The 12,808-nt window shown below is 61.3% G+C and carries 11 protein-coding genes; 1 reads left to right on the forward strand and 10 read right to left on the reverse strand.

Features of this window, described 5'->3' with window-relative positions; translation table 11 throughout:
- The 8 genes from ACE039_RS30500 to ACE039_RS30535 all read right to left on the reverse strand — a co-directional run.
- Window positions 1-156, reverse strand: a 156-nt coding sequence (locus ACE039_RS30500; RefSeq protein WP_485824254.1) for an asparaginase domain-containing protein, incomplete at its 3' end; no start/stop codon positions are given.
- Window positions 149-1,072 carry a ParB/RepB/Spo0J family partition protein gene (locus tag ACE039_RS30505; RefSeq protein ID WP_105555669.1) on the reverse strand — a complete coding sequence of 308 codons (924 nt, stop codon included), beginning with the start codon at window positions 1,070-1,072 and terminating at the stop codon, window positions 149-151. The genes ACE039_RS30500 and ACE039_RS30505, both read right to left, overlap by 8 nt.
- A gap of 43 nt (window positions 1,073-1,115) precedes the next feature.
- Window positions 1,116-1,940 (reverse strand): GNAT family N-acetyltransferase, encoded by an 825-nt coding sequence (locus ACE039_RS30510; RefSeq protein ID WP_485824219.1) that lies wholly within the window; start codon window positions 1,938-1,940, stop codon window positions 1,116-1,118.
- An 8-nt stretch (window positions 1,941-1,948) separates the two neighbouring features.
- Window positions 1,949-2,749, reverse strand: coding sequence for a ParA family protein (locus ACE039_RS30515; RefSeq protein ID WP_006227953.1), 801 nt, complete (start codon window positions 2,747-2,749; stop codon window positions 1,949-1,951).
- On the reverse strand, window positions 2,746-3,459 hold the full coding sequence (gene rsmG / locus ACE039_RS30520; RefSeq protein ID WP_313458814.1) for a 16S rRNA (guanine(527)-N(7))-methyltransferase RsmG: 714 nt from the start codon (window positions 3,457-3,459) through the stop codon (window positions 2,746-2,748). Before rsmG ends, ACE039_RS30515 begins: the two co-directional genes overlap by 4 nt.
- Window positions 3,456-5,375 (reverse strand): tRNA uridine-5-carboxymethylaminomethyl(34) synthesis enzyme MnmG, encoded by a 1,920-nt coding sequence (gene mnmG, locus ACE039_RS30525; protein ID WP_485824220.1) that lies wholly within the window; start codon window positions 5,373-5,375, stop codon window positions 3,456-3,458. The genes rsmG and mnmG overlap by 4 nt, the downstream gene beginning before the upstream one ends.
- 2,524 nt (window positions 5,376-7,899) lie before the next feature.
- A complete protein-coding gene (locus ACE039_RS30530) occupies window positions 7,900-8,106 on the reverse strand; it encodes a cold-shock protein (protein WP_006216596.1) in 207 nt (68 codons plus the stop codon).
- A 234-nt stretch (window positions 8,107-8,340) separates the two neighbouring features.
- Window positions 8,341-9,375 (reverse strand): AbrB family transcriptional regulator, encoded by a 1,035-nt coding sequence (locus ACE039_RS30535; RefSeq protein ID WP_485824255.1) that lies wholly within the window; start codon window positions 9,373-9,375, stop codon window positions 8,341-8,343.
- Between the two features lie 114 nt (window positions 9,376-9,489).
- Here ACE039_RS30535 and ACE039_RS30540 point away from each other — a divergent pair, with 114 nt between their 5' ends.
- The gene (locus tag ACE039_RS30540) at window positions 9,490-10,656 is read left to right on the forward strand and encodes a pyridoxal phosphate-dependent aminotransferase (RefSeq protein ID WP_105555663.1); all 1,167 of its coding nucleotides are present in this window, start codon (window positions 9,490-9,492) and stop codon (window positions 10,654-10,656) included.
- A gap of 131 nt (window positions 10,657-10,787) precedes the next feature.
- On the opposite strand, the gene ACE039_RS30545 is transcribed toward ACE039_RS30540, so the two are convergent.
- Both ACE039_RS30545 and ACE039_RS30550 read right to left on the reverse strand, forming a co-directional pair.
- A complete protein-coding gene (locus ACE039_RS30545) occupies window positions 10,788-12,314 on the reverse strand; it encodes a tripartite tricarboxylate transporter permease (protein WP_416026891.1) in 1,527 nt (508 codons plus the stop codon).
- Window positions 12,311-12,748: a tripartite tricarboxylate transporter TctB family protein gene (locus tag ACE039_RS30550; protein WP_448711853.1), complete on the reverse strand. Its 438-nt coding sequence runs from the start codon at window positions 12,746-12,748 to the stop codon at window positions 12,311-12,313. The genes ACE039_RS30545 and ACE039_RS30550 overlap by 4 nt, the downstream gene beginning before the upstream one ends.
- Window positions 12,749-12,808 lie beyond the last annotated feature (60 nt).

Genomic DNA, 12,808 nt, shown 5'->3' on the forward strand with positions numbered 1-12,808 from the left:
GGGGGCAATGCCGGCCAACTGCGGCACCGCAGCCAGCAAATCGTTGACGGAGAACGACCCCGCCTTGTAGCCCGCCGACGTGGCGTCGGCCTGCGCGCCTGCGATGGTGCCGCCGGTAGCCAGCACCGCGACAACCGGCAGCGCGTGCTCAGGCATCCACGACTCCGGACAGGCCTTGGCGTTCCAGCAGCGAATTCAGGTGTTCCCACCCGTGGAAATCGATGACGATCTGGCCCTTTTCCTTGGCGCCCACCTTCAGGGCGACCCGCGTGCCCAGATGATCGGACAGCGCTTCTTCCAGACGCGTCAGATCGCGCGAGACGCCGTTGGCCTTCTTGCGCGGGGAGGAAGCCGATTCGGTTTCCTTGGCGGTCTTGGTGACCAGCTTTTCGGCCTCGCGCACCGACAGGCGGCGCGCGATGATCTGGTTGGCCAACTGGATCTGCGTCGCGGCGTCGACGGCCAGCAGCGCACGGGCATGGCCCATGTCAACGTCGCCGGCCAGCAGCATCGTCTGAACGGGCGCGGCCAGATTCAACAGACGCAACAAGTTGCTGGTGGCGGAACGCGAGCGGCCGATCGCCTGCGCGGCCTGTTCGTGCGTCAGCCCGAACTCATCCAGCAGGCGGCGCACGCCGTGCGCCTCTTCCAACGGATTCAGGTCTTCGCGCTGGATGTTTTCGATCAGCGCCATGACGGCCGCGTTCTCGTCCGCCACGTCTCGCACCAGCACCGGTACTTCTTTCAAACCCGCCAGTTGGGCGGCGCGAAAGCGACGTTCACCCGCGATGATCTCGTAATGGCCGGGCGCGGTGTCACCCAGCGCGCGCACAAGAATGGGTTGCATGATGCCTTGCGTGCGGATCGATTCGGCCAGCTCACCCAGGGCGCCCTCGTCCATGCGCGTGCGCGGCTGATACTTGCCGGCGCGCATCTTCGAGATAAGCAAGGTGGATGGCGGACCCTCGGGCTTGGCCGCGACGGCCTTGCCGATGTTGTCGATCGCCGGCGCGTCCGCGCCGAGCAAGGCGTCCAGTCCGCGACCCAATCCCTTGGGTTTCTTGGTGGCCATAGTTAAATCCTCTTTCCTTCTGTTTTTGTATCCCGAGCCTGGCTCAGGCGTCCGTCTGCTCGGCGGGCAGGCGGTACCAATACGCGTAACAGTCTTTGAAGCCGTAGCGGCCATACAAGACGCGCGCGGCGGTGTTATCCGGCTCGACCTGCAAGTACGCCGTTGTCGCGCCGCTGGCGGCGCCTTCGGTCAATAGGTAATCCACCAGGGCATCGGCGTAGCCTTTACGCCGTTGCCCCGGGTCCGTGACGATGTCGAACAGGCCCAGCAGGTCGTCATCGCGGACGGCCAGGCCCGCAGCAACGCACTGCCCCGCCGCGTCGAACGCCAGCACCGGCTGCTTATCCACAGCCAGTCCTTGCAGACGCGCTTGATGTTCACCGGCGTGTCCCGGCGCCGAGCCACGCATGGCCCCAACCGCCTGCGCGAAGCGGCTGGTGTCGACTATCCTGAAATGCAGATCGCCCCGGACGCTGGGCCTGGGGGCGAGCGACATGCTCATGACTCGGGTCTCGCCGGTAAAGGTGTAGCCGCGGGCCTCCAGTTCGGTGTCCAGCGAAAAATCGGGGCCGATGGAGGTAATGCGCAGCACCATGGGCAAACCATGGCGCGCATACAACGAAGAACAATACGCCAGCCGCTCGTCCAGCGGACGTGTGGATAACCCCAGCACGTTCACGCTGCGTACGCGCTTGGCTTCCGAGTGCGCAAAACGCACCAGCCAACCATCATAGAGCACCTGCGCACCGACCGCTGTCGCGTTCAACGCGGCCTCTTCCAGACGCACGCGCAGGCGGTCGCGCACATCGGCGGGCGGCGTGCGGGAAACGTGCGTGGCGGTCGGGGAAAAGAGCGCGGCAACAGACATGGCAAGACTTACTTCAGGTCTTTCCTGACGCGTTCGATCATTTCGGCACCGAACGAGATGTAGGCCTGCGCACCGCGTGACGCGCGGTCATACACGACGCCGGGCATGCCGTAACTGGGTGCTTCGGCCAGGCGCACATTACGCGGTACGACAGTCTTGAAGACCTTGTCGCCGAAGTGCGCTTCCAGCTGGGCGGACACTTGCTGTTGCAACGTCATGCGCGGGTCGAACATCACGCGCAGCAGGCCGATGACGCGCAGGTCGTCATTGATGTTGCGGTGGACCCGCTTGATGGTATTGACGAGGTCAGACAGCCCTTCCAGCGCAAAGTACTCGCACTGCATCGGAATGATGACCCCATGAGCGGCGGCCAATCCGTTGAGCGTCAGTAGTGACAGCGTCGGCGGGCAATCGATCAGCACGAAATCGTATTGGCCGGCGACCGTATCAAGCGCGGCTTTCAATTGGCGTTCGCGTTCATCCATCTGCACCAGATCGATCTCGGCGCCGGACAGCTCACGATTGGCGGGCAGCACGTCATAGCCACCGGATTCCGACTTCACGCGGGCCTGTTCAATGGTGGCCTCGCCGATCAGCACCTGGTACAGGTTGGATTCCAGCGCGTTCTTGTCGATACCGCTGCCCATCGTGGCATTGCCTTGAGGGTCCAGGTCCACCAGCAGCACGCGCTGATTATGCGTGGCAAGGCCCGCCGCCAGATTGATGGCGGTCGTCGTCTTGCCCACACCACCCTTTTGGTTGGCGATGCAGAAGACGCGGGCGGTTGTGCTGGGGGGTAAGTTCTTCATAGGGTTCCTTGACTGCGTCCTTCACCGCGCTCTTCGCCGCGGCGCATCCAGATCAGGCAGCGCTCTGCTTGCAGCTCCGGTACCCGGAGCGGCTGAATATGGTCGACTTGCCATTCCCCGCGCGCATGCAACGCCTGAATTTCTTCATCGGGGACCTTGCCCTTCATGGCGACGAGGGTACCATCGATGCGCACATGGCGACCCGCGAGCTGCGCAAAATCGTCCAACGACGCGAAGGCTCGGGAGGTAACGATGTCGCACTCGGCCGGCGCAAGCGTTTCGATGCGCGCGTGGCGCGCCTGCAAGTTGGGCAAGGCCAGCGCGCCGCTCATCTGGCGCACGAACGCGGTTTTCTTTTCAACGGCATCAATGCACGTCACGGACCACATGGGCCGCATGATCGCGAGAACGACGCCAGGCAGGCCGCCACCCGATCCGACGTCGTAGACCTTGGCCGAGGCGTCAGCGACGCCCGGCGCCTGGCTGAAGGGGCCCACGGCGGCCAGACTGTCGAACAGATGCTGGATCAGCATCTGCTGGGGATCGCGGATGGCGGTGAGGTTGTACGTCCGGTTCCAGCGTTGCATCTGGGACAGGTAATTCAGCAGCTTGGCGTGCGCTGCGTTGTCGACGGGCAGCCCTAACTGCTCGCATGCGCGAGAGAGGCGGCCGGCCATGTCCGCGCCGGCCGGATCGGTATGCGCGGTCATGCGGCTTGCTTGCGCGAGCCGTAATGCAAGCGCTTCAGGTGGATCAGCAACAACGAGATTGCGGCGGGGGTGACGCCAGAGATGCGTGCGGCCTGGCCGACGGTTTCCGGGCGATGCGTCTTCAACTTCTGGCGCACCTCGAACGACAGGCTCGTCACCGCGTCGTAGTCGACGTCCGCGGGGATAGGCTGTTGCTCATGCGAGATCTGCTTTTGGACTTCGTCTTGCTGGCGGGCGATGTAGCCGGCGTACTTCACCTGGATCTCGACCTGCTCGGCCAGGACGTCGTCTTCGACGACACCCGGGCCGGCCAGCAGCGAGCCGTCGGCGTTGCGCGCGGCCATCAATGCTTCATATGAAACATTCGGGCGTTTCAGTAAGTCTGCTAGTGAGTACTCACGTTCAATTGCCTTGCCCAGCAATGGCTCAGCCACCTCAACCGGCATGATGCGCGGATTCACCCACGATGACTTCAACCGTTCGACTTCCGCCGCCACTGCATCGCGCTTGCGGTTGAATGCATCCCAGCGTGCGTCGTCGACGATGCCCAATTGGCGTCCGATTTCGGTCAGGCGCAGATCGGCATTGTCTTCCCGCAGGCTCAGGCGGTATTCGGCGCGCGAGGTAAACATGCGATAGGGTTCGGTGACGCCACGCGTCACCAGGTCGTCGACCAGCACGCCCAGATAAGCTTCGTCGCGGCGCGGCGTCCAGGGATCACGGCCCAGCGATTGCAGCGCGGCATTCACGCCAGCCAGCAGGCCCTGGGCAGCCGCTTCTTCGTAGCCCGTCGTGCCATTGATCTGCCCGGCGAAGAACAAGCCGCCGATCGCCTTCGTCTCAAGGGTGCTCTTCAATCCACGTGGATCGAAGTAGTCGTATTCGATCGCGTAGCCCGGGCGCATGATGTGCGCGTTCTCCAACCCCCGCAGGGAATGGATCAATTCCAGCTGCACATCGAACGGCAAACTGGTGGACACGCCGTTGGGATAGACCTCGTGCGTATCCAGCCCTTCCGGCTCCAGGAATACCTGGTGCGATTCCTTGTCGGCAAAGCGGTGGATCTTGTCTTCGATGGACGGGCAGTAGCGCGGCCCCACCCCTTCAATGACGCCGCTGTACATCGGCGAACGATCCAGGCCGCCGCGGATGATGTCGTGCGTCCGGGCATTGGTATGCGTGATCCAGCACGGCAGCTGACGCGGGTGCATGGCCACATTGCCCATATACGAGAACACGGGCACGGGATCCAGGTCACCCGGCTGTTCTTCCAGGATGCTGTAGTTGATCGAACGCCCGTCGATGCGCGGCGGGGTACCGGTCTTCAGGCGTCCTTGAGGAAGCTTGAGTTCCTTCAGACGCTGGCCCAGCGAAATTGCCGGGGGATCGCCGGCACGGCCGCCGGAGTAGTTCTGCAGGCCCACGTGGATCAGACCGTTCAAGAACGTGCCGGCAGTCAAGACCACCGTCTTAGCGCGAAACTTCAGGCCGACCTGGGTCACCGCGCCCACCACCTTGTCGCCCTCCACCATCAGGTCCTCGACCGCCTGCTGGAACAACCACAAGTTCGGCTGGTTTTCCAGACGGCCGCGGATGGCCTGGCGGTAGAGCACCCGGTCAGCTTGCGCGCGTGTCGCACGCACGGCGGGGCCTTTGGAACCGTTCAGGATGCGGAACTGAATCCCGGCCTCGTCCGTTGCCAAGGCCATCGCGCCACCCAGGGCGTCGACTTCTTTGACAAGGTGGCCCTTCCCAATCCCGCCGATGGAGGGATTGCAAGACATTTGGCCAAGGGTCTCGATGTTGTGCGTCAGCAGCAGCGTCTGTGCGCCTGCGCGGGCTGCTGCCAGCGCCGCTTCAGTGCCGGCGTGGCCGCCACCGACGACGATGACATCGAATTCGCGGGGATAGTCCATGATGGGGAGAGAAAGATAAGAGAGCGTTCGGTGCTCATTATAGAGGCAGGGGTGGCATGTTTCACGTGAAACATATAACGGGCCAGGATTGGGCGGCTGTCCTCCACTTCGCGTCGGCATTTGGCAACGGAAGCCGACCCTAACGGCAAGAATATGTCGGCATCTGCCGGTTTCCGGCTGGCGATGTTTCACGTGGAACACGGCATGGAACAGCTGGACGACTCACGCACGCGGGAACGAACGTTCATCGATCGATGTTCCACGTGAAACATAGGCGCCCCGGCGGGAAGCCAGGAGACAGCTGTGCCGAGACTCCCACACCTTTCCCCGTTGCGCCTCGCCCTAACCGGGTTGTTTCACGTGGAACATGTCGCGCACATACAGTTCATCGGCCGGTATCAAGTAGAACCGACCGTATGTGGATCCGCATCTCGGTGAAGCTGCGGGACCATGCCCGTCAGCGTCGAGGTGCTGCCATGGGAGAGATCTCGGATTGCTCAGGCTCGTCGCGTTAATGACATCAACGCGGTTGCTGTTTCACGTGGAACATCCCACTGACTCGCGTCTTGCTCACCTACTCGGCCCCGCCACGCGCAAATGGCCGCCTTAGAATGTTCCACGTGAAACATCAGGTGCAGGCCGTAGGAGCTGCTTTCTAGCTGCATTGTTCCACGTGAAACATCACTGACAGCGCTTGAATGGAAGCACGTCGCGGTCAGTAATCAGGCGCTCGGCCCGCGTGTTCCACGTGAAACGTATTCACAATACGTCGCGCTGCATCCCGCTCCATCAAAAAAATTCCAGCTGTTCCACGTGAAACACCGCAATTTGGGGACATTGAAACCCTGAAAATAGAGATTGCGATGGCGGATTCATCGTTTCAGAACACCAAGCCGCACGAAAAAATGTGCACCCAGACCTTTAAGATCGGTGATTAGAAAAGAAAGGTGAAGTGAAAAAAAAGTGATTTTTCTACCCCTACCCTACCCCTTGCCGAAAATATCGCTAATTTTTTAGGTTTCACGTGAAACAGGCTCGGTCCAACGACGAAAAAAGACATGCCTGTGCGACCCGACAAGATCCATTCCACTGGATCCCGTTGTGCAGCAGCTTGCGAATTTCATGAATTCTGCCGCCGTCCGTGATCGGGTTTATTCACAGCAAGCAGTGGACAACCATGGAGCGGTGAATGACGCGAATTTATCCCTGCCTAACTTTCCACTTATCCACAACCTGACCGTCAGAAGCGCTGATCCTTGGGGGAGAATTCACGTGGAACAACTTTGGGGATAACTTGCTAATCCGGGCTGCCAGGGCAAGCAGGGAAGACCACCGAACCCGCTTCGCGAGCTAACCGCCCAGATATTCGAAAAAACTCAAATATCCACCGCGTGTCATAGGGAACGACGTTCAAAGGCAGATACTGAATGGGCCTGAAGAGCCCCGACTACGGGCGGTATTTCCCGCGTAGGGATGCAGGGAAAAAGACGTGGAAAACTTTGTGGATAAGATTGAGCTATCGAGGCGATAAGTACTTCAAACCCCGAACGGGACAAGCGCTTGAAGGGAACTCCATAACCGCCGCCGAGTCAAATTGCCGCGAAAGCTAATGAAGCAGGTTATCCCCATGGTTGTCCCACCTTGCTTCACACTCACGTCTGCGTATCAGCCGCAATGTCGAGCTGCAGCCACCAGATCATTGACGCTACAAGTATCTTGCTAGAGCCGGAGCGGCCGCGCCATCATCCATTTGGACGAGGCCAGCGGTTTCATGTGAATCCTGTGGAAAACTCGGTTTTTCTTTCAGATGACAATTCGCGGTCAGACGTAGAAACGTCAACGCCGATATCAGCGCCCATATCAACACCCATGGGGCCAGCCGCCGCCGACCGGGTTCGGGATACTCGATCGGGCCGATAAAAACGACCGCCCGGCCCGCACCGGAACCGCACTATCCCCATTTCTATCCACAGGCAGAGACCCCCCGATTTGGGCTAATCCGGGGGGTTTTCTGTGCATAACCGGGATGGGGATATCTTTGTGAACAACCCTCTTTTTCCCGCCTGAAAAATGGTCTGTGAGGGCGGCTAAAGATAATGGGTTATGCCACTACGTGCCTGCCATCGCCGCCGGAAAATGGCCCCAAAGGCCCGTTTTCCCTGGGGAAATGCCACGTTTCACGTTAAGCAGCCGCCATCAGTGCGGGGCGCCGGCGTCTAAACGGTGCGCGTTGAATGGCTGATAAGCAATATTGAAAATCTGTGCAAAACCCTCAGTTCGGCGATGCCAGTGATTCATTACTGACCACAAAAATCGGAAGGCCCCAAAATAATTATCCACAGACTTATCCAAGGCTGGAGGATATGTTAGTGATTACTAACTTTCGCCTCGAAGCCGTGCGACCAGAACATCGCGGCGGGGAGAACGTTTCGACAGGCCAAACGAAACAACGCCCCAGACTCGAAAGTCTTGGGGCGTTGTAGCCAGGTCGGACCTGGCGGACGGGAAAGCGGGATTTCCCGATTTAGAGCGGGCGAATTTCGGCCGCTTGAGGTCCTTTCGGACCATCCTTAACTTCGAATTCGACTTCCTGGCCTTCGTTCAGGCTGCGATAGCCGCGGCCCTGGATGGCGGAAAAGTGTGCGAAAACATCGGTGCCACCAACGTCCGGCGTGATGAAACCGTAACCCTTGTCAGCGTTGAACCACTTAACTTTGCCCTTCTGAGCCATTTTTTCTAGCGTCCTGTAATTGAATCGAATTGCAATGAATCAAGGACGCCGTGAGAACTGAACGACCGGTAGAAATACCTGCGTTGCTGCTGCGTTCCCGCCCGTCGCCAAGCAACAGAACGAGTCCGCGCGCTGCTTGAATCAACTGCGGAATCAGCATACTCACCCCGCATTACGCGCTCATATTGTTGTTTACCCCAATGTCGCATTTTTCTGACTGGAAGCGAATTACCGCTAGGCGGAATTTGGCTGCCGGCGCGCCAGGAAGGCGTATATCGGGCCTGTCACGATCACGACAAACACCATGCGCATGACGTGAAACGCAGTGACCACCGGCACGCCTAATTGCAGCACCTTGGCGGTGATCGCCATTTCGGCGATGCCGCCCGGCGTAGTGCCCAGGATCAGGGTGGGCACGGGCGCCGCGGACCAATAGGACAGCAGAGCCCCCAACCCGAAAGCCAACGCCAAAGCCCCCATCGTGAATGCCGCGACGACGGCGATGAAGCGGGGCGCTGCGCGGAAAAAATCCGGGCGGTAGCGATCGCCTAAGGACCATCCGATGAACAACTGCCCGACCTTCGGAACGAAGTCGGGCAAAGCCGACAATTCGATGCTGGAAGCGGTCAGCAACATCGCCACCAGCATGGGTCCAAGCACCCACGGATTCGGCAGGCGCAGCTTCATGAAGAACAGGCCGCCAATGCAAGTCAATGCAACCAGCGCGGCCAGGCCTGCGACATCCACCGTCTTGGGACCTGGCACCGTGGGGTCCAGCCCCGCCACGCCCCACCATTGGAAAATGAACGGTACGGTGACCACGACCAGCAGCAAGCGCACGCTGTGCGCGGTCGCCACACGGTCTATTCGCGCCCCGTGGCGTTCCGCCAGGCTGGCCATTTCACTGGCCCCCCCGATGGCCGACGAAAACCAGGCGGTCTTGAAGTCGGCGTCGGTAAACCGGCGCAACATGGCGGTGCCCATGAACGCCAGCGCCAGCGCGAACAGCATCCCCACGATGATCGGCCCCGCGTTGGTGCCGATGTGGCCAAGCACCTGCGGCGTGAAGTACAGGCCCAGTGACGTGCCGATGACCCATTGCCCGCCGTTGCGCGCAGGCCGCGGGCACACGGTGCCCAAGCCCGCGATACGTGTCGCCGCGGTCACCAGCAACGCGCCCAGCATCCACGGCAAGGGCATATGCGCCCACACCGCCAGCTGCGCGCCAGCCAACGCGATCAACAATCCGCCCAGCACCCTCAACAACATGTTTTGACCCACGATCCCATCCACGTGCTTAGCTAATACGAAAAACGAATTATGAGTTAGTGGGATACTTACGAAAACTTTCTTTGCCTACCAGCGTTCACCTTCGCGTCCACCATGATCCGATCCAAACTTCCCGACGTCGGCACCACCATCTTCACCGTGATGAGCCGCCTGGCCATCGAACACAAGGCCATCAACCTGGGCCAGGGCTTTCCGGACTTCGATCCGGATCCGGCGCTGTGCGCGCTGGTGACCCGCGCGATGGCTGAAGGCCATAACCAGTATCCCTACATGCCGGGCGTCGCGCCGCTGCGCGAAGCCATCGCCGCCAAGACGCGCGAACTCTACGGCCATGCCTACGATCCGGAAACCGAAATCACCGTTACCAGCGGCGCTACCGAAGCCCTGATGGCGACGGTGCTGGCCGCGGTGAACAGTGGCGACGAAGTGGTCGTCATCGAGCCCTGCTATGACTCCTATCTGCCGGCGATCCGCCTGGCAGGCGGTACGGCAGTGCCTGTGCCGCTGCGCGCCCCGACCGAGGCCGACCCCTACTACCGCATCGATTGGCAGCGTGTGCGTGACGCCATCACGTCCAAGACACGCCTGCTGATGCTGAACTTCCCGCACAATCCCACTGGCGCCGTGCTGGAAGAAAGCGACCTGGACGCGCTGGAGGCCATCGTGCGCGATACCGGCGTGCTGTTGGTGTCGGACGAAGTCTATGAACACATCGTCTTCGACGGCAAACCCCACGCCAGCGTGGCGCGCCGCCCCTTGCTGGCCGAGCACGCATTCGTGATCTCGTCGTTCGGCAAGACCTACCACACCACCGGCTGGAAGATCGGTTACTGCTGCGCGCCCCGCCAGCTAAGCGCCGAGCTGCGCAAGGTGCACCAGTTCATGGTCTTCACGGTGCCCTCACCCATGCAATTCGCATTGGCCGAGTTCATGCGTGACCCCAAGCCGTACCTGGACCTGCCGGCGTTTTACCAAGCCAAGCGCGACCGGCTGTCGCAAGGGCTGGCCAAGACGCGTTTCCGCCCCCTGCCCAGCCCCGGCACGTTCTTCCTGCTGGCCGATTACAGCCAGATATCAAAGCAGAACGAAGCCGACTTCGCGCGAGACCTGACGGTGAACCATGGCGTCACGGTGATTCCCGTTTCGGCCTTCTACCGCCAGCCCGATGCCGCCGAATCCAATCACCGCATCGTGCGTTTCTGCTTCGCGAAGAAAGACGCCACGCTGGATACGGCGCTGGAGCGCCTGGCGAACGTCTGACGCCGCGAAACTAAATATGAGCATTCACTCATATTCATGAAAAAAAGAAGGGGCGCCGCTAAGCGCCCCTTTGCAATTTCCGGCGACAGCCGACGCGGGGGCCGATCGATTCGGCAACCCCGCACTGCGGCTCAAACCGGACCAGCGGCAATCTTCCTGGCCTGGCGCATGCGGCGCATCAACTGCGGCACCACCACCACTGCGGCGGCGCCAATCCACATCGAGATCGACACCGGGCTGGCGAACAGCACCGCGACATCGCCGTCAGTCATTGACAGCGCGCGGCGCAGATTCTGCTCCATCATGTTGCCCAGCACGACGCCCAGCACCAGCGGCGCCATCGGCACGCCGAACTTGCGCAGGAAGTAACCCAACGCACCAATGCCAGCCACCAGCAAAAGGTCGAACGTGCCCGCGTTGATGGCGTAGACGCCGATGTAGCTGATGCACAGGATGCCCGGCACCATCAGCCAGCCTGGCACCGACAGCACTTTCGAGAACAGGCGAACCAATGGCACGTTCATGATGAACAGCAGCACATTGGCGACGAAGAGCGATGCGATCAGCCCCCACACCAGTTCCGGCTTGGTTTCGAACAGCACCGGACCGGGCGTGATGTTGTAGAGCGTCAGCGCGCCCATCATGACGGCGGTGGTGCCCGAACCCGGCACGCCCAACGTCAGCATCGGCACGAATGAACCGATAGCGGAAGCGGTTGCGGCGGCTTCCGGCGCGACCAGGCCGCGCATGTCGCCCTTGCCGAACTTCGCATCCGGATCCTTGGCTTCGATGATGCGCTTTTCCTGCGAATAGGCCACTGCCGCCGCCACGCTGGCGCCCGCGCCTGGCAGCACGCCCACGCCAAACCCGACCAGCGCGCTGCGCACCACGCTCCACCACGTAAACGCCATTTCTTTCAGGTTAAAGAGCTTGCGGCCGCTGGAAGTGACCTCCACGCTTTGGCCCGCCATTACCTTTTCAAGCATCTCCAACATTTCGCTGACCGCGAACAGCGCAATCACCACCACCACAAAGTCGACACCGTCGGCCAGGTGCACCGAATCGAAGGTATAGCGGTATACCCCTGAATTCGCATCCACGCCCACCACCGATATCGACAACCCGATCATCGCCGCGAGCACGCCCTTGACCGGCTGTTTTCCCAGCAGGCTGGTCAGGCAGCAAAACGCGAAAATCATCAGCACGAAGTACTCGGCGGGGCCAAACGCCAGTGCCCACTTTGCCAGCATCGGCGCCAGCAGGATGATGCCCACCACCGACACGATCGCGCCGAAGAAGGCCGACCACGCCGACAGCGACAACGCCACGTTCGCCAGGCCCTGACGCGCCAGCGGATAGCCGTCCAGCGTCGTCATGATGGCGCTGGCCTCGCCCGGCACGTTGAGCAGGATGGCCGTGATGCGGCCACCGTACTCGGCGCCCACGTATACCGCCGCCAGCAGGATCAACGCGGTTTCAGGCGGCAGATTCATCGCGAAGGCAATCGGTATCAGCATCGCCACGCCGTTCACGGGCCCCAGGCCCGGCAGCACGCCGACCAAGGTGCCGATGAACGAACCAATCATGGCCACCAGGATGTTCGTCAGCGACAAGGCCACGCCAAAGCCGATCGACAAATGATCAAGAATGCCGCTCATATCAGGGTCTCCAGCAATCCGCCCGGCAGGACGACGTCCAGCACCTTGTCGAACAGCACGAAAAAGAAAAGGCTCATGACGACGCCGCCGACTGCGCACTTCACCCAGCCGCCGCCGAACAGGCGTCCCACGAACACGGTCATCAGCGACGTCGCAACGACGAAACCCAGCCACTGGAACAGGAAGGCATAGGCCACGGTGAACGCCATCATCAGCGCGATGCGCCCGTTGGCGCCCGGCGGGTTGGCTTCGACCGCGTGGCCGCCCTTATAGACCAGCCACAGCCCGCACAGGCCGATAATGCCGGCCAGCAGCAGCGGGAAGGCGCGCGGGCCCACGGGTTCGTAGGCGAACGGGGCTTCGATGCCCCACCCCGCCGCCGTCATGAAGGCGGCCAGCGCCAGGGCGCCGACACCCAGGATTCGATCATTCATGATCCACTTTTCCGTTGTGGTGGGACCGCGCGGCGCAGCCGTCCCCGCCGCCGCCGGAAC

It is taken from the genome of Achromobacter maghribensis, from assembly GCF_057334215.1.